This is a genomic window from Oenococcus kitaharae DSM 17330 (assembly GCF_000241055.1).
Taxonomy (GTDB): domain Bacteria; phylum Bacillota; class Bacilli; order Lactobacillales; family Lactobacillaceae; genus Oenococcus; species Oenococcus kitaharae.
Genome location: NZ_CM001398.1, coordinates 1014810 through 1034804, shown reverse-complemented (window position 1 = coordinate 1034804; position 19995 = coordinate 1014810). Strand labels below are relative to the sequence as shown.

At 42.9% G+C, this 19995-nt stretch carries 32 protein-coding genes; all 32 read right to left on the bottom strand.

The genetic code is table 11. The annotated features are described in order from the left end of the window. Nucleotides 1-17 precede the first annotated feature (17 nt). The gene (rplQ, locus tag OKIT_RS05180) at nt 18-413 is read right to left on the bottom strand and encodes a 50S ribosomal protein L17 (RefSeq protein ID WP_007745900.1); all 396 of its coding nucleotides are present in this window, start codon (nt 411-413) and stop codon (nt 18-20) included. A gap of 26 nt (nt 414-439) precedes the next feature. Continuing rightward, nucleotides 440-1387 carry a DNA-directed RNA polymerase subunit alpha gene (locus tag OKIT_RS05175; RefSeq protein ID WP_007745898.1) on the bottom strand — a complete coding sequence of 316 codons (948 nt, stop codon included), beginning with the start codon at nt 1385-1387 and terminating at the stop codon, nt 440-442. Nucleotides 1388-1411: 24 nt separating this feature from the next. Further along, on the bottom strand, nt 1412-1810 hold the full coding sequence (rpsK, locus tag OKIT_RS05170) for a 30S ribosomal protein S11 (protein WP_007745896.1): 399 nt from the start codon (nt 1808-1810) through the stop codon (nt 1412-1414). 27 nt (nt 1811-1837) lie between these two features. Beyond that, nucleotides 1838-2209 carry a 30S ribosomal protein S13 gene (gene rpsM / locus OKIT_RS05165; RefSeq protein WP_007745894.1) on the bottom strand — a complete coding sequence of 124 codons (372 nt, stop codon included), beginning with the start codon at nt 2207-2209 and terminating at the stop codon, nt 1838-1840. Nucleotides 2210-2266: 57 nt separating this feature from the next. Next, nucleotides 2267-2386 carry a 50S ribosomal protein L36 gene (gene rpmJ, locus OKIT_RS09535; RefSeq protein ID WP_011677525.1) on the bottom strand — a complete coding sequence of 40 codons (120 nt, stop codon included), beginning with the start codon at nt 2384-2386 and terminating at the stop codon, nt 2267-2269. Between the two features lie 41 nt (nt 2387-2427). Next, nucleotides 2428-2646, bottom strand: coding sequence for a translation initiation factor IF-1 (infA, locus tag OKIT_RS05160; protein WP_007745892.1), 219 nt, complete (start codon nt 2644-2646; stop codon nt 2428-2430). 68 nt (nt 2647-2714) lie between these two features. Continuing rightward, on the bottom strand, nt 2715-3281 hold the full coding sequence (locus OKIT_RS05155) for an adenylate kinase (RefSeq protein ID WP_007745890.1): 567 nt from the start codon (nt 3279-3281) through the stop codon (nt 2715-2717). 1 nt (nt 3282) lies between these two features. Further along, nucleotides 3283-4629 (bottom strand): preprotein translocase subunit SecY, encoded by a 1347-nt coding sequence (secY, locus tag OKIT_RS05150; RefSeq protein ID WP_028291670.1) that lies wholly within the window; start codon nt 4627-4629, stop codon nt 3283-3285. Between the two features lie 4 nt (nt 4630-4633). Beyond that, a complete protein-coding gene (rplO, locus tag OKIT_RS05145; RefSeq protein ID WP_007745887.1) occupies nt 4634-5095 on the bottom strand; it encodes a 50S ribosomal protein L15 in 462 nt (153 codons plus the stop codon). Further along, nucleotides 5096-5278 carry a 50S ribosomal protein L30 gene (rpmD, locus tag OKIT_RS05140; RefSeq protein ID WP_007745886.1) on the bottom strand — a complete coding sequence of 61 codons (183 nt, stop codon included), beginning with the start codon at nt 5276-5278 and terminating at the stop codon, nt 5096-5098. Nucleotides 5279-5288: 10 nt separating this feature from the next. Then, nucleotides 5289-5786 (bottom strand): 30S ribosomal protein S5, encoded by a 498-nt coding sequence (gene rpsE / locus OKIT_RS05135; RefSeq protein ID WP_007745885.1) that lies wholly within the window; start codon nt 5784-5786, stop codon nt 5289-5291. Nucleotides 5787-5804: 18 nt separating this feature from the next. Then, a complete protein-coding gene (gene rplR, locus OKIT_RS05130) occupies nt 5805-6161 on the bottom strand; it encodes a 50S ribosomal protein L18 (protein ID WP_007745884.1) in 357 nt (118 codons plus the stop codon). A 31-nt stretch (nt 6162-6192) separates the two neighbouring features. Next, nucleotides 6193-6729 carry a 50S ribosomal protein L6 gene (gene rplF, locus OKIT_RS05125; protein ID WP_007745882.1) on the bottom strand — a complete coding sequence of 179 codons (537 nt, stop codon included), beginning with the start codon at nt 6727-6729 and terminating at the stop codon, nt 6193-6195. Between the two features lie 39 nt (nt 6730-6768). Further along, entirely contained in the window at nt 6769-7170 is a 402-nt protein-coding gene (gene rpsH / locus OKIT_RS05120) for a 30S ribosomal protein S8 (protein WP_007745880.1), read from the bottom strand. 120 nt (nt 7171-7290) lie between these two features. Next, nucleotides 7291-7833 carry a 50S ribosomal protein L5 gene (gene rplE / locus OKIT_RS05115; protein ID WP_007745878.1) on the bottom strand — a complete coding sequence of 181 codons (543 nt, stop codon included), beginning with the start codon at nt 7831-7833 and terminating at the stop codon, nt 7291-7293. Between the two features lie 18 nt (nt 7834-7851). Beyond that, nucleotides 7852-8121: a 50S ribosomal protein L24 gene (rplX, locus tag OKIT_RS05110; RefSeq protein WP_007745877.1), complete on the bottom strand. Its 270-nt coding sequence runs from the start codon at nt 8119-8121 to the stop codon at nt 7852-7854. 11 nt (nt 8122-8132) lie between these two features. Continuing rightward, entirely contained in the window at nt 8133-8501 is a 369-nt protein-coding gene (gene rplN, locus OKIT_RS05105) for a 50S ribosomal protein L14 (protein WP_007745876.1), read from the bottom strand. 21 nt (nt 8502-8522) lie between these two features. Beyond that, a complete protein-coding gene (gene rpsQ, locus OKIT_RS05100) occupies nt 8523-8789 on the bottom strand; it encodes a 30S ribosomal protein S17 (protein ID WP_007745875.1) in 267 nt (88 codons plus the stop codon). Nucleotides 8790-8799: 10 nt separating this feature from the next. Continuing rightward, nucleotides 8800-9009: a 50S ribosomal protein L29 gene (rpmC, locus tag OKIT_RS05095; RefSeq protein WP_007745874.1), complete on the bottom strand. Its 210-nt coding sequence runs from the start codon at nt 9007-9009 to the stop codon at nt 8800-8802. Further along, nucleotides 9009-9440 (bottom strand): 50S ribosomal protein L16, encoded by a 432-nt coding sequence (gene rplP, locus OKIT_RS05090; RefSeq protein ID WP_007745872.1) that lies wholly within the window; start codon nt 9438-9440, stop codon nt 9009-9011. The genes rpmC and rplP overlap by 1 nt, the downstream gene beginning before the upstream one ends. Then, nucleotides 9440-10255, bottom strand: coding sequence for a 30S ribosomal protein S3 (gene rpsC, locus OKIT_RS05085; protein WP_007745869.1), 816 nt, complete (start codon nt 10253-10255; stop codon nt 9440-9442). The genes rplP and rpsC overlap by 1 nt, the downstream gene beginning before the upstream one ends. Nucleotides 10256-10257: 2 nt before the next feature. Further along, nucleotides 10258-10620, bottom strand: a complete 363-nt coding sequence (rplV, locus tag OKIT_RS05080; RefSeq protein WP_007745867.1) for a 50S ribosomal protein L22 — start codon at nt 10618-10620, stop codon at nt 10258-10260. A 10-nt stretch (nt 10621-10630) separates the two neighbouring features. Continuing rightward, nucleotides 10631-10912, bottom strand: a complete 282-nt coding sequence (rpsS, locus tag OKIT_RS05075; protein ID WP_007745865.1) for a 30S ribosomal protein S19 — start codon at nt 10910-10912, stop codon at nt 10631-10633. A gap of 12 nt (nt 10913-10924) precedes the next feature. Beyond that, nucleotides 10925-11764, bottom strand: coding sequence for a 50S ribosomal protein L2 (rplB, locus tag OKIT_RS05070; protein ID WP_007745863.1), 840 nt, complete (start codon nt 11762-11764; stop codon nt 10925-10927). 14 nt (nt 11765-11778) lie between these two features. Beyond that, nucleotides 11779-12078, bottom strand: coding sequence for a 50S ribosomal protein L23 (gene rplW, locus OKIT_RS05065; protein ID WP_007745861.1), 300 nt, complete (start codon nt 12076-12078; stop codon nt 11779-11781). Continuing rightward, the gene (gene rplD, locus OKIT_RS05060; RefSeq protein WP_007745860.1) at nt 12078-12701 is read right to left on the bottom strand and encodes a 50S ribosomal protein L4; all 624 of its coding nucleotides are present in this window, start codon (nt 12699-12701) and stop codon (nt 12078-12080) included. The genes rplW and rplD overlap by 1 nt, the downstream gene beginning before the upstream one ends. Before the next feature lie 14 nt (nt 12702-12715). Beyond that, nucleotides 12716-13447, bottom strand: coding sequence for a 50S ribosomal protein L3 (rplC, locus tag OKIT_RS05055; protein ID WP_007745859.1), 732 nt, complete (start codon nt 13445-13447; stop codon nt 12716-12718). Nucleotides 13448-13466: 19 nt separating this feature from the next. After that, a complete protein-coding gene (gene rpsJ, locus OKIT_RS05050; protein ID WP_007745858.1) occupies nt 13467-13775 on the bottom strand; it encodes a 30S ribosomal protein S10 in 309 nt (102 codons plus the stop codon). A 229-nt stretch (nt 13776-14004) separates the two neighbouring features. After that, a complete protein-coding gene (locus OKIT_RS05045) occupies nt 14005-14778 on the bottom strand; it encodes an aggregation-promoting factor C-terminal-like domain-containing protein (RefSeq protein WP_007745857.1) in 774 nt (257 codons plus the stop codon). Nucleotides 14779-14938: 160 nt separating this feature from the next. Next, complete coding sequence (locus OKIT_RS09530; RefSeq protein ID WP_007745856.1) at nt 14939-16837, bottom strand: acyltransferase family protein; 1899 nt, start codon at nt 16835-16837, stop codon at nt 14939-14941. A 64-nt stretch (nt 16838-16901) separates the two neighbouring features. Continuing rightward, the gene (gene aspS / locus OKIT_RS05035; RefSeq protein ID WP_007745855.1) at nt 16902-18677 is read right to left on the bottom strand and encodes an aspartate--tRNA ligase; all 1776 of its coding nucleotides are present in this window, start codon (nt 18675-18677) and stop codon (nt 16902-16904) included. Further along, nucleotides 18674-19942 (bottom strand): histidine--tRNA ligase, encoded by a 1269-nt coding sequence (hisS, locus tag OKIT_RS05030; RefSeq protein WP_007745854.1) that lies wholly within the window; start codon nt 19940-19942, stop codon nt 18674-18676. Before hisS ends, aspS begins: the two co-directional genes overlap by 4 nt. Nucleotides 19943-19995 lie beyond the last annotated feature (53 nt).

Genomic DNA, 19995 nt, shown 5'->3' with positions numbered 1-19995 from the left:
ATTACGCTTATGATATTTTAATCAACTAATTCTAACAAAGCCATTGGTGCAGCGTCACCACGACGCTGTCCAAGCTTATAAATCCTAGTGTAACCACCATTTCTACTCTGAAAACGGGGTGCCACATCACCAAACAAAGTCTTTACAGCCTTTTGTTCGACAACATCCTCTGCACTAGTCGCATTCTTGATTTTATTTTCATCTTCAACATCGCGAAGATATGCTGCAGCTAAACGTCGAGCAGCAAGATCGCCACGTTTTCCAAGCGTAATCATTTTTTCAGCTTGACGACGAACTTCTTTTGCACGAGCTTCAGTTGTCTGAATTCGTCCATTAAGAATTAAATTTGTCGTTAAATCACGCAAAAGCGCTTTTCGCTGAGATTTGGTTCTTTGTAATTTACGATATCCCATGATTACTCCTTTCTGAATTACTTCAATTATTGGTTTTCAACATCCTGCTTAAACGAATGTCCCCGCTCGGCGAGCTTTTGAATGATCTCTTCAAGTGACTTACGGCCCAAATTACGCACCTCACCCATATCATGAAGAGTTTTATTCGTAAGATCCTCAATCGTGTTAATTCCAGCACGTTTTAAGCAATTGAAAGAACGAACTGAGAGCTCAAGCTCTTCAATCGGTTCCTTTTTCTCCATTACAGTTTCAACCGCATCAGGATCTAACATCATCTCTTTTTGACCAGCATTGCTAAGGTCGATAAACAAAGAAAGATGTTCTGTTAATATTTTTGAGCCAAGACTCAAAGCTTCGCTTGGTGTAACAGATCCATCAGTCCAAACTTCTAGACTCAGTTTGTCATAATCATCACGATGACCAACACGCGTTTTTTCAACAGTATAGTTTACTTTAGAAATTGGTGTATAGATAGAATCAATTGCAAGTACACCAATACCAAGTTCCATTTTTGCCTTGTTTTCTTCCGCCGAATCATATCCACGGCCACGAACGGCAGTCAAAGTCATATGCAGACTTTTTCCGGCCGAAACAGTTGCTAGATGCAAGTCAGGATTCAGAATTTCAACGTCACCATCACCCTTGATATCACCGGCAGTTAACTCTCCAGCGCCACTAAAGTCAACTTCAAGCGTCTTCTGTTCATCAGAGTCAATTCTTAAAGCGACCTTCTTAAGATTCAAAATGATTTGCGTAACATCTTCCGTTACGCCGTCAATCGTTGTGAATTCGTGAAGTACGCCATCGATCTGTACGGAATTAATTGCTGCACCCGGGAGGCTAGAAAGTAAGACTCTTCTCAAAGAATTACCAAGAGTCGTGCCATAGCCACGCTCAAGAGGTTCGGCAACAAACTTTCCATATTTTTCTGATTCTTCGACGGTCGAAATTGTTGGCTTTTGAAATTCGATCATATATTTGCCTCTCCTATATATTTATTATGCTCGACGCTGTTTCGGTGGACGAGAACCGTTATGAGGAACTGGGGTTACGTCACTGATCGCAGTAATTTCAAGACCAGCAGCAGCAACGGCACGAATTGCAGATTCACGTCCAGGACCAGGTCCCTTCACACTGATTGCAACGCTATGCATATTTTGTTCGATTGCAGCCTTTGCAGCAGCTTCACCAGCAAGTTGAGCAGCAAAAGGAGTAGACTTACGAGAACCCTTAAAGCCCAGCGAACCAGCTGATGACCAGGAAACGGCGTTTCCAACTTCATCGGTAATCATAACGATCGTGTTATTGAAAGTTGAATGGATATGTGCAACACCCTTTTCGATATTCTTTTTAACACGGCGTTTACGACTACTTGTACGACTTGTACGACTTGCCATATTGAAAAAATCTCCTTTCTTAATTAATTACTTCTTCTTGCCAGCAATTGCTTTAGCTGGGCCTTTGCGTGTACGCGCATTATTCTTCGTATGCTGTCCGCGAACGGGCAAGCCACGACGATGACGAATGCCTCGGTATGATGCAATCTCTTGAAGTCCTTTTATATTCAAACTGACTTCTCTACGAAGATCGCCCTCAAGTGTCAAGTTCAATTTGTCAACTGTTGCACGAACCTTATCCTCATCTTCAGGGCTAAGGTCACGCACACGAACATCTTCACTGACACCAGCTTCCGCTAAGATTTTCTCAGCGGTTGTATTACCGATTCCATATATATAAGTAAGACCAATCACGAGTCTTTTATCACGTGGTAAATCTATTCCTGCAATACGAGCCATAACAATTCCTCCTTTCTATGTATGTCGGTTCTTTATGCCACCGGCCTGCCAATAAAATTACTTGCCTTGACGCTGTTTGTGCTTGGGATTTGCTGAACAAATGACCATAACACGACCATTCCGCTTAATAACACGGCATTGATCACACATCGGCTTTACAGATGGACGTACTTTCACAATCTATTCCTCCTATTCGGTTAACTGATTGTTGTCTCGTCTTATTTGTGACGATAAGTGATTCGACCCTTAGTCAAATCGTATGGCGACATTTCAACCGTTACACGATCTCCAACGAGAATACGGATGTAATTCTTTCGAATCTTGCCAGAAACCCCGGCCTGTATTTGAGCACCATTCTCCAACTCCACAATGAAGTTAGCATTCGGCTTTGTTTCCTTAATTACTCCTTCAATCTCAATAACATCGTTACCTGCCACTCTTACCTCCAAATTTTATACGGTCAACCTTCAAATTATATCAGCCAATAGCAAAAAAATCAAACCTTTTATAGATTTGAGATAACTTCTTTTACTTTAGCATAAACATCCTTAACTTCACCGGCTGCCTCTACAACAAACAAGTTATCCTTACGACGATAATATTCAACGAGAGGCATTGTTTCTGATTTGGCAACCTCGATTCGATGCGCAATCACCTCTGGCAGGTCATCTGCCCGTCCACGTGCTAACATTCTTTCAGTCACCAGCCCTTGTGATGCCTGAAGATAAATAACTGCATCGACTTTTTGGTTCCTCTTCTCCAAAAAAGCTTCAAGAGAGTCAGCTTGTTCAGGATTTCTAGGATATCCATCAAGAATAAAGCCCGAAGCAGATAAAACATCAGCTTCGTTTAAGCGTTGGTTAACGATGCCATTTGTCACATCGTCAGGAACTAGGTTTCCTGCATCTATAAAAGACTTTGCTTTGTCACCTAAATCAGTGTGGTTCGACATAGCTGCACGAAAAATATCGCCCGTTGAAATATGTGGCAAGTTAAAATCTTGAGACAATACTTCAGCATTGGTTCCTTTGCCAACCCCGGGTAGACCAAGCATTACAATATTTTTAGACATTCTAAATTCTTCCTTCCGAAATTTCTTTATCAAAATAAGGATGAGAACGGATCAGACCAATGTAGTTTTTCTTCTCGGTGAGTCCTTCGATCTGGCGCATTAAGTCAACAGCGACACCAATGACGATTAAGAGGCTTGTTCCGCCGAGACCAATTCCAGAATTTGCATCCAAAAAACCAAAGTTCTGAGCAAGGAGCGGCACGACGGCAACAACAGCCAAAAATACAGATCCTGGGCCGGACAAACGATTTAACAGACGACTTAGGAACTTTTTCGTTTCTTCGCCGGGCCGAACACCAATGATGTACGAACCCTGCTTCTGCAAATTCTCGGAAACTTTCTCAGGGTTAACCTGGACAAAAGCATAGAAGAAAGTGAATAACACAATCATAATACCGTACGCAAACGTACCCTCCCAGGTTTGCAAACTAAAAATATTAGATGCAACGCGGTACCATGGCTGATTGCCCCACGATCCAACAAAAGCCTGCAAAATTGTTTGAGGTGTCGTAATCAAAGATGAAGCAAAGATGACAGGAATCACACCGGAAACGTTGACACGTAGAGGCAAATAACTCTCGTCACCATAGTCGCGTTCTGATCGTGTATACTGCATTGGCAGACGGCGAACAGCACCATAGAACCATGTGACTATAGTAACCACGATCAACAGAGCTAAGAAAAGAACGCCAAAACTGATCCATCCATTTACGCCCGGTCCCTCAATCACATCAGCTCGGAAAAGCTGCCAAAGGCTAGGAAAAAGCTGGGCAACGATTCCGGCAAAAATAATCATTGATACACCATTGCCAATCCCTTTATCTTGAATCTGCTCCCCAAGCCATACAGAGAACATGGAGCCAATAGTCATGATGATAGCTATCACGAAGTATGAATTAAATGAGCTGTCTTTCAGCAAAGTTACACCGATGGGTTGTCCAAGAGCATTCAAACCAGCAGTTATACCAATAGACTGGAAAAAGGCCAAAACAATTGTTAAATACCTTGTAATTTGGTTTGTCTTGCGTCTCCCTGTCTCACCTTGTTTCGACCATTCGACTAATTTTGGTACAATGTCCATTTGCAACAGCTGAATAACAATTTGAGCCGTAACGTATGGGCTAACACCAAGTGCAAACAATGAATATGCTGACAAGCCGCCACCTGAAAATAAATTCAGAATAGACAGCAAAGACGTCTGATTCATCAATCTGGTCAAGGCACTTGCATTAACCCCTGGGACCGTTATGTATGCGCCAAATCTATAGACGAGTAAGATAAACAAGGTCCAATAGATCCGAACGCGAATTTCCTTTTGTTTAAAGGCTTTTGATAATAAATTAAACATGTAATTAGTTTTCTGAATCATCCTGAGCACTTGTGAATACAAGTGTACTGCCTGCTTGTGCAATCGCAGTTTGAGCAGCCTTAGAGGCTTTGCTTACTTGGATCGTAAGCTTCTTCTCTAGTTTACCAGATGCTAATACTTTTACACCTGACAACTCTTTTTTAATTAAACCTGCATCAACCAAGGAAGCAGCTGAAACCGTGGCACCGTCATCAAATTTGTTCAGCATATCCAAGTTAACAATGGCAAACTCTTTACGAGAAAAATTATTGAAACCTCTTTTTGGCATACGCCTCATCAAAGGCATTTGACCACCTTCAAAGCTCAAACGAAGTTTCTTTCCTTCACGAGCCTTCTGGCCCTTTTGACCACGACCAGCAGTCTTACCTTTACCGCCAAAACCACGGGCCTTACGAGTAGCCGCTTTTCTAGAGCCAGCAACTGGTTTTAAAGTTGATAAATCCATTTAGTTAACCTCCTCAACTGTTACAAGATGAGCGATCTTAAAAATAATGCCACGAGTCGCAGCGTTATCGGGGCGAACAACAGAGGAGTGCACACGACCCAAACCAAGGGACTTCGCAATCACTCTTTGTCTAGGCTCGCGATGTGCAATACTTTTAATTAAAGTAATTTTTAAATCAGCCATTTCTCCTCCATTATTGTCCAAGATCAACACCGCGTAATGCAGCGACGACCTTGGCTTCCTTCAAATTTGTCAAAGCATCAAAAGTTGCGCGAACAACGTTGACCGCCGTAGATGAACCAAGTGACTTAGCCGTAACATCGGCAACACCGGCTAGTTCCATAATCGGCCGAGTAGAACCACCTGCAGCGACTCCAGAACCTTCAGAGGCGGGTTTCAAAAGCACTTTTCCGCCACCATCAACTCCAAGGACATCATGAGGAATCGTTGTTCCAACAGTTGGCACCTCAACTAAATGACGCTTAGCATCTTCAACTGCTTTTCGAATTGCTTCTGGGACTTCTTGTGCTTTACCAGTACCATAACCAACATGGCCATTTTTGTCACCAACGATAACCAACGCAGCAAAACGCAAACGCCGGCCACCTTTAACAACTTTTGTAACACGGTTGATCGAAACAACATTTTCTTCAAGATCACCAAGTGCATTTGGGTTAATATATTCTGCCATAACTTCTCCTCCTCTCCTTTAGAATTTCAAACCTGCTTCACGAGCGCCATCAGCTAATGCTTCAACGCGACCATGGTAGAGATATCCACTACGGTCAAAAACAACTTCCGTGATATTTTTTTTCGTAGCCGCTTTAGCAACAGATTCGCCAACTTTTGCAGCTTGTTCAGATTTTGTTCCACCTTGGTTTTCTTTATCCAAAGTAGAGGCACTTGCTAGCGTTACACCCGCTACGTCATCAATTACTTGTGCGTAGATGTTTGAATTCGAACGGAATACGCTCAAACGGGGGCGCTGTGCAGTACCAGAAATCTTTCCGCGCACACGCGCGTGACGCCTTTGACGCGTCTTGTTTTTATCTGGTTTTGTGATCATAGCAATGCTTCCTTTTTATATTTAAGGCCGGTTACTTACCAGTCTTACCTTCCTTACGGCGTACAACTTCGCCTTCATAACGAATTCCCTTACCTTTATAAGGTTCAGGAGGACGGACACCACGAATTTCTGCAGCGAAATCTCCAACACGTTGTTTAGAAATACCTTCCACAGAAATATGAGTAGAGTCAGGCACGTTAACGGTCAACCCATCACGAGCAGCAAACTCCACTGGATGTGAAAATCCAACTGTCAAAACAAGTTTGTCACCTTGTTTAGAAGCACGATATCCAACACCAACGAGTTCAAGATTTTTTTTGAAGCCATTAGAAACGCCTTCAATCATATTAGCAACATTTGCACGTGTTGTACCATGCAAAGCTTTGTTGCGATTTGAATCATCGGGACGACTAAACTTGATTTCATTACCGTTAATTGTCATCGAAATTGCACTAGCAATAGGCCGAGAAATTTCACCTTTCGGTCCCTTCACGGTCACAATTTCTTGATCCTGCTTAACTTCAACACCGGCAGGAACGGTGATTTCTTTATTTCCAATACGACTCATGGTTTTCTCCTTTTCTAGATAAATGAACCATGTACTAAATTACCAGACGAAAGCGATAACTTCGCCACCGATTTTCTTTGCACGAGCTGCCTTATCTGTTAAAACACCTTCCGATGTTGATAAAATTGCAATTCCCAAGCCATTCAAAACTTTGGGAACAGCATCCGAAGATACATAAGAACGAAGACCGGGTTTTGAAATACGCTTCAATCCTGTGATAACACGTTCACGATTAGGACCGTATTTTAAGTTTAACGAAATCAAGCCTTGCTTATTTGGTGTATCGACGATTTGGTAATCATTAATAAAGCCTTCATCCTTGAGGATTTGAGCCATACTAACTTTGATCTTTGAAGCAGGCACCTCGACGTTTTCATGGCGAACCATGTTCGCATTACGAATACGAGTCAGAAAATCTGCGATGGGATCAGTCATTGTCATAATTTTTATCCTTCCTACAGTTGTCGCGTAGCAAATAACTTTTTAGACAAAACATCCTTGGATAATCTATCTAAAAAGCACTCTTGCCCAATAGCGGTACTTTGTTTCTGTTCTTAATGATTATTTTGCAAACGGCAAACCGAGCTGACTCAGCAATGCCAAGCCTTCTTCATCAGTGTTGGCCGTAGTAACAATAACGATATCAAGTCCACGAACACGATTAACATCATCATAATTAATTTCGGGAAAAATGAGTTGTTCTTTGATACCTAATGTGTAGTTTCCACGACCATCGAAAGACTTCTTTGAAGTTCCACGAAAATCACGCACACGAGGCAGAGCGACATTGATCAGTTTGTCCAAAAAATCATACATGCGGTCACCGCGTAATGTAACTTTGCTTCCAATACTCATACCTTCACGAAGACGAAAACCAGCAATAGATTTCTTAGCCTTTGTGATAACCGGCTGCTGACCAGCAATTAATCTGAGTTCAGCAACAGCTTCGTCTAAGTTATTTGAATTAGTAACAGCATCACCAACACCCATATTCAAGACAATCTTCTCGAGTTTTGGTGCTTGCATTGATGACTGATAGCTAAACTTAGAGATCAAAGCCGGTTGAACTTCATTAACATATTTCTCTTTTAATGCATTTACCATGAAAATGATTTCTCCCGATTATTTTTTATTCTCATCGTTTTTGTTAACACGATGATTCTTTTGAGATGAGGCATCTACCAGCTTCACATTAGAAACATGCAAAGCAGCCTCTTTCTCAACGATACCGCCCTTAGGCTCTGCCTGAGTCGGCTTTTGATGCTTTTTTACTTTGTTCACGCCTTCAACAACGACACGATCAGTTTTCAAGATAACCTTGGTAACCGTTCCTTCTTTGCCTTTGTCCTTACCAGCGATCACGCGGACTTTATCTCCGGTTTTAATATTCATGTGATCCCCCTTTATAGAACTTCCGGCGCAAGACTAACGATACGCATATATTCATTATCACGTAATTCACGAGCCACAGGGCCGAAAATACGCGTGCCGACAGGCGTCTTATCATCTCTGACAATAACCGCGGCGTTTTCGTCAAACTTGATATAAGATCCGTCAATACGATGAATACCACGTACCGTACGAACAATAACAGCTTTAACGACATCGCCTTTCTTGACAGTACCGCCTGGAATAGCTTGCTTAACCGTAGCGACAATCATGTCACCGATATTAGCAAACTTCCGACCTGAACCACCAAGAACTTTAATTGTTAAAATTTCACGAGCGCCCGAGTTATCTGCAACTTTTAGGCGACTTTCTTGCTGAATCATAGTTCCGCTCCTTTCAAATTATTATAAGATCACTGCTTCTTCAACTACACGAACCAAACGAAAACGTTTAGTAGCGGATAGTGGACGGGTTTCCATGATTTCAACAATATCATTCAACTTAGCAGTATTGTTCTCATCATGTGCCTTAAGCTTTTTCGTGTACTTAACTCGCTTGCCGTATACAGGATGATTCTTATAAGTTTCAACTGCGACAGAAATCGTCTTATCCATCTTATCGGAAACGACACGTCCACGGTAAACTTTACGTGCATTACGTTCTTCACTCATAATAACCTCCTTATGCCTTAGCCTTTCCAGCCGCGATTTCTTGAGCACGAAGCTCTGTTTTGATTCTTGCAATGTCTTTTTTAACTGTTGAAAGACGAGCAGTGTTTTCTAACTGTCCAGCAGCTTGTTGGAAACGCAAATTGAAGAGCTCAGTTTTTGCATCTTTTTCACGCTTCAACAAATCATCGCGAGACAGACCTTTAAGTTCTGAAGCTTTCATTATGCGCTTACCTCCTCTGCTGCTTCAGCTTTGCTAACGATCTTAGCTTTAATTGGCAATTTATGCATTGCCAAACGCAAAGCTTCCTTAGCAGTAGCTTCGTTTACGCCACCAACTTCGAACATAATTGTTCCCCGTTTAGTTGGTGCAACCCAGCCTTCTGGAGCACCTTTTCCGTTACCCATACGAACACCTACACCCTTTGAAGTGTAAGATTTCTGTGGGAAAATCTTAATCCAAACTTTACCGCCACGCTTCATGTAACGAGTCATCGCAACACGGGCAGCTTCGATTTGACGATTGGTGATCCAATTATTTTCAATTGCCTGTAAACCGTAATCACCAAAGGCAACAGTACGACCGCCTTTAGCTTCACCGCGCATATGGCCACGATGAACACGACGGTATTTAACACGTTTAGGAACTAACATTAGTTATTACCTCCTTGTGTTCTTGCTTGATTAGCAGACTGTTCAGCACGAGGGCGACGGGGACGGTTGCCTTGACGGCTACCTGCATTGCCGCGTCCACGAGATCCGCTGCGAGAACCACGACTATTAGCCGAAGCTTCTGCATCTTCATCTTTGATAAACTGGCCGTGCTCAGCATCACCACGGTAGATCCAGGTCTTGATACCCAAATTACCATATGATGTCATAGCCTCATCCCAAGAATAATCAATATCTGCACGCAGAGTATGAAGTGGGACAGTTCCTTCGGTATATTGCTCCTTACGAGCGATATCCGCACCATTCAAACGACCGGAAACCATGGTACGAATACCCTTCGCACCAGCTCTTTGCGCTCTTTGGATGGCACCGCGCATCGCACGACGGAAAGCAACACGACGCTCCAAATCAGAGGCAATCTGCTGTCCAACAAGATGAGCATTTAAGTCAGGCTTGCGAATCTCAACAATATTAATGTTGACACGCTTTGGCTGTCCTTTATAAGGCGTCGTTAACTTGGAAAGCTCGCTGCGCAGGCGTTCAACGTCTGCGCCACCACGACCAATGACAATACCAGGCTTTGCAGTATGAATTGTCAAGTTGATACGAGTTGGTTCAGTGCGCTCGATCATCACACGATCAACGGCAGCATCTTTTAAATTCTTTTCAAGATATTTACGAATACGCAGATCTTCTTGCAAAGTTGGAACATATTCTTTTCTGTCGGCATACCACTTGGCATCCCAATCACGAATGATTCCAACACGGAATCCAATAGGATTAATCTTTTGGCCCATCTTTAAGCTCCTTTCTTATCGTTCTCAGCAACGATGATTGTAATATGACTTGTACGTTTATTTATTTTTGAGGCAACACCCTTGGCACGAGGACGAAAACGCTTGAGAGTTGGTCCTTCGTTGGCGTAAGCTTCTTTAACAATAAGATCTGCCCGATCAAGGGCAAAATTATTCTCAGCATTAGCAACCGCTGAATTGAGCACCTTATAGACTGGCTCGGTTCCTGTATTGGGCAGGAATTTCAGGATTGCATAAGCTTCGTTGACACTCTTTCCACGAACTGTATCAAGAACCAATCGTGCTTTACGGGCTGCGATCCGAACTTGATAAGCGGTGGCTTTTGCAGATGTAACATTATCAGCCATAACTTACTCCTTACTTTCCTGTCTTCTTATCATCACTACCGGCATGACCGCGGAAGGTACGAGTTGGAACAAACTCACCGAGTTTGTGACCAACCATATCGTCTTGGATATAAACCGGAACGTGCTTGCGTCCATCATAAACAGCAATTGTAAATCCAATAAAACTTGGGAAAATTGTTGAACGACGTGACCAAGTACGGATGACTGGTTTTTTATTTTGGCCTGAGAACTGATCAATCTTTTTCAATAATGACGGATCAGCGAAAGGTCCTTTTTTCAAACTACGACTCATCTAAACCTCCGATTACTTACCCTTCCGTCCACGAACAATGAACTTAGTAGATGGCTTCTTCTTATCACGAGTCTTATTCCCATAAGACTTCTTGCCCCACGGGCTCATAGGACTCGGATGACCGACAGGAGCTTTACCTTCACCACCACCATGTGGGTGGTCATTCGGGTTCATAACTGAACCACGAACATGCGGTGTCTTACCGCGCCAGCGTGAACGGCCTGCTTTTCCCCAACTGATTAATGAATGCTCTGCATTGCCAACTTCGCCAATCGTAGCACGGGCGGTAGCGAGTATCATACGAACTTCGCCGGAAGACAGGCGGACAATTACATATTTGCCAGCGTCATCTTTACCAAGGATTTGTGCAGAGGTACCAGCAGAACGAGCTAACTGGCCTCCTTTTCCAGGCTTCAATTCAATGTTATGAATTAAAGTTCCTTCAGGAATGTTGCTCAACGGCAACGCATTACCGACCTTAATATCGGCATCGGGACCAGATTGGATTTTAGTACCAACTTCCAGACCCTTAGGCGCCAAGATGTAGCTCTTTACACCGTCTTCATAAACAAGCAATGCAATATTAGAGGTACGATTTGGATCATATTCGATCGCTTTAACCAAAGCAGTAGAACTGTCTTTAGTTCGCTTAAAATCAATAACTCTGTATTGCTGCTTATGTCCGCCGCCATGATGGCGAACGGTCATTCGACCTTCAGCATTTCTTGCTCCGGTCTTTGATTTCTTTGCCAACAAACTTTTTTCCGGAGTCTTCTTTGTAATAACGGAAAAATCAAATCCGCTCATATTACGACGACCATTGGTTGTTGGTTTATAAGTCTTGATAGCCATGCGTTACTCCTTTCTTATTTTTTTTCTTCTTGATTTTGAAATACTTCTATAGCTTGTGAATCTGATGTCAAACTAACAGTAGCCTTTTTACGGTTACGAGTAAGTCCTTCATATCGTCCCATGCGCTTGTTTTTACCACGAACGTTGGCAATATTAACCTTTTTCACTGTAACGTTGAAGATTTCAGCAATAGCAGCTTTAACATCAGTCTTTGTTGCTTTGCGGTTTACTTCGAAAACATAAACCTTTTTATCAGCGCCGCTCATAGAAGCTTCAGTGATAATTGGCCGTAAAATAACATCGCGTGCTTGCATTAGCTCAATCCCTCCTCAACCTGCTTTGCGGCTGATTCTGCGATAACCACTTTTTGTGCGCGAACCAAGTCATAAACGTTTACACCTTGGGCAGTCACAACCTGCACGTTTGGCAGGTTTCTTGCTGATAATTTGACATTTTCATCTGCTGCATCAATGACCAGCAAAGTCTTCTTTGTCGAATTCAATTTAGACAAATTCTCCGCAAAGAGTTTCGTAGATGGCTTATCAAAATCAAATTTATCAACAACAATAAAATTCTGCTGTGCAACCTTATCGGATAAGGCACTTTTTAGTGCTAAGCGATAAGCTTTACGATTGATCTTATAAGAATAAGAACGAGGTGTAGGTCCCATTGAGATACCACCGCCACGCCACTGAGGAGCACGGATGGATCCTTGACGGGCATTACCAGTTCCCTTCTGACGCCATGGTTTTCTTCCGCCACCAGAAACAGCAGAACGATTTTTGACTGAGTGAGTACCTTGACGCATTGAAGCACGCTGCATCAAAACGGCATCTGTCACAACAGCTTCATTAGGTACAATCGCAAAAACAGCATCGTTTAATTCGACTTCGCCAGCTTTGGCACCATCTTGTTTAAATAAAGCAACTTTAGTCATTTGGTTCTCCTTTCTCATTTCGCGGAAGCAGCGCCATTATCAGCATCTGCTTGAGTATTTTGTGTAGTAGTTTCTTTTGTTGTCTCTTGGCCAACAGCGCCGGCCAATTTAATGTCACTTGCTTTGTAAGCTTTCACTGTAGACTTGATTGTGACAAAGCTCTTGTTAGCACCAGGGACGTTGCCTTTAATCAAAATTAAATTACTGCTCTTATCAATGGCAACAACCAACAGCTTCTGAGCGGTGCGAATGTCGCCACCCATTTGTCCAGGAAGCAGCTTGCCCTTGAAAACTTTGTTGATAATAGCGCCCATAGAACCAGGACGACGGTGATAACGAGATCCGTGAGCCATTGGTCCACGAGACTGTCCTAAACGCTTAATTGAGCCCTGGAATCCATGTCCCTTTGTAATCCCTTGAACATCAACATATTCACCAGCATTAAAAATGCTGACTTCAACTTGATCTCCTTGTTTGTAATCGCCTTCCGCGTCACGAATTTCGCGAATGTAGCGCTTAGGGGTCGCGTTAGCTTTTTTTGCGTGACCTTGTTCAGGTTTGTTAGCAGCAATCTTGCGCTTGTCGAAGACACCAAGCTGAACAGCTGAATAGCCGTCCGTCTCAGGAGTCTTGACTTGAAGAACCGTGTTAGGCAGCACTTCAATGACAGTGACAGGAACTAGTTCACCTTTGCTGGTGAAAACCTGAGTCATACCGATTTTTCGGCCTAAGATACCTTTTGTCATGACTTTCTCCTTTTATAAATTACAATTTGATTTCGATTGCGACGCCTGCTGGAAGATCCAGTTTTCTCAAAGAGTCAACCGTCTTATCAGTAGGGTTAACAACATCAATCAAACGCTTATGTGTACGCATTTCGAATTGTTCACGTGAATCCTTATGCTTATGAGGTGAACGCAGAATCGTATAGAGTGTGCGTTCAGTTGGCAAAGGAATTGGCCCAACAACTTGAGCACCAGTGCGCTTTGCTGTCTCGACAATCTTCGCTGCAGAGACATCGATCGTACGATGCTCATAAGCCTTTAACCGGATCCGAATTTTTCTTTCTGCCATAATTTATCCTTTCGTTGATTTTCAAAATCAGCTCGCTCCATTCAAAAACCGACATCTGGACGCCATGGCAACGGTGCCGAGCGTGTCGCAACCTTGAATATCATCACTAAACCTTGATATACCGGCGTTTTTGGCCGTATTAAACCTTAAAACGTAAAAGGCATACCTGTCTATAGTACAGTAAAAGTCCCTGCAGAGCAAGGACTTTTAAAATTTTCTGTGATAGGCATTAATACCAGCCATTCTGCTGCCAAAATGCAATTGCATTCGCAACAGATCCGTAACGATCCTGGATGTAGGCCTGCATTGCCTGCAGTTGTAACGCATAATTGCCCTTGACTTGTTCCCAACTACGGCCTAAATATTGCTGATAAGCAGATTCTGATAATTGGCCAATACCTTTATAACTACCGTTTTCAGCATCTGGATTCCCTGAAGATTCTTTTTGAATCAACCAATTAATATCAGTAATTACAGGATTGGTGGACGTGCTGCTTTGGGCAGGCGCTGGTGATTGAAGCGGAGCAGATGGTTTTGCAGGTATTGAAACTTTGGCAGGTGCAGCAGCTTTGACAGGGACGGGATTCTGGATTGGTGCAGCCTGAGATCCAGAATTTGATGCAGTTGTCGAAGAACTCAATGAGGAACTGCGAATCGGTGCGCTGGCAGGTGCAGCAACGCTGCTGCTAGCCGTGCTGGCAGGAGTGGCAGAAAAGCTGCTGGCAGGAGCGGACGAGCTGGCTGCAGTTTTGGCATAATCCTGGTCAAGCAACATTTTTTTGACTTTAACTTGCTGGACGGGTGCGGCAGCAAACGTAGTTGAGGTTTGTTCGATAGATCGAGCCATCCCTCTCGCGGCTGAAAGTGCTGCCGACGGAGATCCTTTTTCTGCCGATCCAACTGAAGATGGTGAGAACAAGGTAATCAAACCGAAAAAGATTAGGACACAAAGCGCTTTTAAACATCTTTGCCTTTTTCGTTTTAACTGTCTAGCTTCCCTCATATGATACAAATTGTGGCTTTTAATCTTTTCTTAATTATTTCAAAAAACATTCACTTCGATTCCTATGCAATAATTTTGTAAAATTGCAGAATACAAAAAGGGAATCAAAAGAATTAGTTAACAAGGCTCTACTATTTTTTTGTGATAAAAATGTAAATCTTTATTTAACACTGTCTGCGATTGAATTAATAATCATGGTGGTCATGGCTCGATTTCCCGCTCGTTGGGGGTGGACACCATCAGGGGCAAACCACTCTGGGTGTGCATGCGCACCGCTATACCAATCAATCACATGCAGATTCGAATCCTGTTTATCAAAATTACTCAAGAGACTATTGTTCGGCCCTTCCCAAGGCTTTCCGCCCGAAAAAGAATTAACCCAGAAAACTTGACGGTTTCCAGCGATGTGCCGTACCTGCTGAATATTATCAGCTGAAATCTCGCCATTAGTACCAATGACCATTAAAATAATCGGATCCAACTTCTTTTCATCTTTCAAAGTCTGTAAAGAGTCGATAGCCTCTTGTGTATGCCGGCCAATCCTGGCGTTAACAATTGCTTTAGGCATAGCCATCTGCAGATCTGGGCCCACATCCAGTAAAACAGAGTCGCCTATCGCTGTAACGCTTAGCTGGCGCACTTTGGCAATATTCTCAGAACTCGTCTGGAAAATCCCTGCTAACTGCTGATCTTGGCCTTGGGCTGCACTAGATTGCGATGATTTGGCGGATTGACTGGATACGGCACTTTGCCGTGCTGATACAGCCTGACTATTTTGCCGCGAAATTTTTTTGGATTCACTTTTCAAGTGCCGACGCAGCTGATCAGCCGATTTTGAATGTGTTGCATCATTAGAAATAAAGCCCAGAAAAGTTCCCGTTAAAGCCAAGGCTATTAAAAGCGCAGTGAGCACATTCTTCAGGCTCATCAACGACTGCCTTGTCATATGAATCATGCCGTGCCGAAAAGGCATCTCAATCCAACGATAAGACAAATCGGCAAAAAGCATAATCAGCAATATGCTGAAGAGCGCAACCCAAAAATGAACCAAAGGCGAAAAATTACGAAAGATTTCTTCTAGGATAACAAATACCGGCAATTGATAGAGATAAATCGAGTACGAACGAGATCCGATATATCTGAAGAAACGGTTTCCCATAATGAGGTTAAAATGATTTTTCGGCAACATCACAAAATAGTAAATTAATAAAGCTGTGAAGATGCTCAACAAGAGCATGCCAAAATCATAAACCCATGCCTGTACACCGTTAGCAATCACGAAAAGTATTAATGTGCCGCTAAAGCTCACCGAAATAATCCATACCGAATACTTGGTAAGTAGTTTCTGAAAGCGCCTCAGTATTTCTGGGCAGGCCTGAGAACGCAGCAGTGTGATGAGAATAGCCGCCATGCCTCCTATAATGAACGAAAACACCCGTGAATCCGTTCCATAATAAGCACGATTGGTGGAAGCTGGTGAATAAAATACAGCCAAGAGAAATGAAGAAATAAGTGCCAAAAATGCCGGTATCAGCAAAGAAAACTGCCATTTTTTATCGGCAAGATAAAGAATTGCAGTAATCATCAGAGGCCAAATCAGATAAAACTGTGCCTCAACAGACAAGGACCACAAATGAGTGAAAACAGACCAATGGGCACCGGCAGCAAAATATGAGACTTGATGAAGAATTTGGTACCAATTATTCACATAAAACAAATTACTAATCAGTGTCCCACGAATGCCGAATAATCCTGCTGGGAAAAAGAAAAACAGAAGCGCCGTGGTCAATAAAATCATGACAACAAATGCTGGATATAAACGCCAAAAGCGCCGTAAATAGAAACGCTTCAAGCGGAGGTGTCCAAATGTTGCAAGATCCCTTAAAACAATGCTAGTCATCAAAAAACCAGAGACGACAAAAAAGACCGTCACGCCCGAAAAACCACCAGAAAAGATTTTCGGCCACAAATGAAAAAGAATTACTCCAAGAACAGAAAGTGTCCGAAGACCCTCAATTCCGGGAATAAAACTTGTCTTTTTTGCTTCTCTGTTCACCATTCTAATATTACATTAATTTTACAAAACAGTATCAATTATTAACCAAATGTGACATACATACCAATTAATCGGGAACACGCAGGCCTAATTCTTGAAGCTGTTTCTCAGAAACCCGTGACGGCGCTTTAGTCATAGGTTCTGTGGCATTTGAATTCTTTGGAAAGGCAATAACTTCGCGAATATTATCCTTTTTAGCCAGCAGCATACTCAGACGGTCCAAGCCTAACGCGATACCGCCCATTGGTGGAAAACCGTATTCCATGGCTTCAAGTAGAAAGCCAAAGGCCTGTTCGGCTTTTTCAGGCGTAAAGCCCAATGCTTTTAACATCTTTTCTTGTATATCCATTGTGTGAATACGAATAGAACCTGACCCTAACTCGTAACCGTTTAACACCAGGTCATATGATTGGGCGTGAGCTTTATGCGGATCTTCATCATCATCCAAATAGTGGAGATCTTCCTCATTAGGCATTGTGAAAGGATGATGCGCAGCAATCCAACGACCGAAATCTTCTGAATATTCAAATAGCGGCCAATCGACAATCCAAGCAAAATCCCATTTATTTTCATCGATCAAATGCAGCTCTTCAGCCACATACTTGCGTAAATAACCCAAAGTATCAGAAACAACGGAAAAAGTACCAGCAGCAAAGAAGACCATATCACCATCTTTAAGAGACAATGCAGCCACTAACTGATCTTTGACGGCTGTAAGGAATTTAGCAATCGGTCCAGTCAGTTCACCATTATTATATTTGACCCAAGCCAAACCCTTAGCCTTAAATCGTTTGATGTAATCCGTTTGCGCGTCGATCATTTTCCGCGTAAAATGCTGAGAACCATTTGGCGCCACAATTGCTTTAACAAAACCACCTTGTTCGATGGCAGAAGTAAAGACAGAGAAATCAGTCTGCTTCATAATGCCGGAAAGATCGTGCAATTCAATGCCAAAACGCAGATCAGGTTTATCAGATCCAAAACGATCCATTGCTTCCTGCCAATGCAGGATCGGGAACTTAGCTGGATCGACCTTAGCACCAACCACATCCGACATTACCTGTGCGACCCAACGATTGACCAAATCCCTGATCTCACTCTGGTTCATGAAAGAAGTTTCCATGTCCAGTTGTGTGAATTCCGGCTGGCGGTCGCCACGCAGATCTTCATCACGAAAACAACGCGCGATTTGGAAGTAACGATCAAAGCCAGCACCCATCAAAAGCTGCTTGAACAATTGTGGCGACTGCGGGAGTGCATAAAAGCTGCCCGGATACACACGAGATGGCACCAGATAGTCTCTGGCACCCTCTGGCGTACTTTTAGCCAAATAAGGCGTTTCAATGTTCAAAAAACCATTCGTTTCCATAAAACGCATCGTCGACAACATGATTTTTGAACGAAGGACAAGCCCTTTTTGCATTTCAGGACGACGCAAATCCAAATAACGGTATTTCAATTTTAATTCTTCATTCACATCAACGCCATCTTCAATATCGAAAGGAGGCGTTTTCGACTCAGCCAGAATTGTTGCTTCGTGAACCAGAATTTCGATCTTGCCAGTCTTCATTTTAGGATTAATAGCCGAATCAGCTCTTAATGAAACTGTGCCAGTTACAGCGATGACAAATTCACTGCGAACTTTCTCAGCTGTTTGTCGAGCTTGAGCAGAAAATTCATCAGAAAAAGTGAGCTGAACAATTCCCTCGCGGTCACGCAAATCCACGAAAATCAAGCCGCCTAAATCACGGCGTTTTTGTACCCAGCCCTTTAATGTGACCTGTTGTCCCGCCAATGTTTCATCGACCAGACCGGCATAAATTGTTCTTTGTTTTGTCGTCATGAAAAATCCTCAATTCTTAAATTATCCAATAATACTTTTTTCTGACTGCCATCAGCCATCTTTTTCAATGTCAATTCTTTGCTCTGCACTTCTTGATCGCCAATCACAATCGAATAGCTCGCTTTAGTCCGATCAGCAGACCGGAATTGCGATTTCATCGAGCGGTTCGTATAGTCCAGCAGGACAGAAAAATGAAAAGTCTCACGCAGACGTTTTGCCAACAAATTAGCAAAAGCACTCACAGAGGAATCCGTCTGTACGATATAAACATCCACCTGATCTCGCTCTTCGACTTCGCCAATTAAAGTAATCAAACGTTCCAGACCGATGCCGAAACCAATCGCCGGTGTATCCGGACCGCCAAATTCTTCGACCATCCCCGAATAACGGCCGCCGCCACAAATCGTAGCTGCTGATTTGAGTTTTGGATCCTGAGTCTCAATTTCAAAAATCGTGTTGTTATAGTAATCCAAACCACGAACCAGCTTCTCATCAATTTCATAATTAACACCAAAAGCATCTAGCGCATCCGTCACTTGTTTGAAACGGTCTTTAGAATCCTGATCGAGATAATCCAAGATCTGCGGCGCACCAACGAGCAGCTTTTGATCATTGGCATCTTTTGAATCCAAAATCCTTAAAGGATTGGTCTTCAAACGGACTTTCGAATCCTGGCTCAACTGTTCCTCATATTGACTTAAGTAATCGACCAAAGCCTGACGAAAAGCTGCACGCGAGGCATCGTTTCCCAGCGAATTAATCTTGACCAATAAGTTGGTCAGCTTAAAAGCCTGGAAGAAATCAATTGCCATTTGAATCACTTGCGCGTCCAAAAATGGCGAATCCGATCCAAAGCTTTCTGCTCCGAGTTGATGAAATTCCCGCATTCTCCCAGCTTGCGGCCGTTCATAACGAAACATCGATTCCAGATAATACAGATTTACCGGCTTTTCATATTCAGGTCCGTACAATTTATTTTCCACGTAGGCACGGACAACACCGGCAGTCCCTTCCGGACGCAAAGCCATCCGCCGTTTGCCTTTATCGTAAAAATCATACATTTCCTTACTGACAACATCGGATGAATCACCAGATGTCCGCTCAAAAATATCGTAATTTTCAAATAAAGGTGTATCAATACGGCCGAAATTATATCGGTGTTCGAAGATTTCCTTTGCAATAGCTGTAATTTTTTGCCAAATCGGCTGGACAGACGGAAGCAGGTCCGCCGTCCCTTTAGGTTTTTGAAAAAGTTTCTCAGACATACATATGAATTTTAACACTGCGATAATATTTGCCAAAGGCGGCATGAGATATA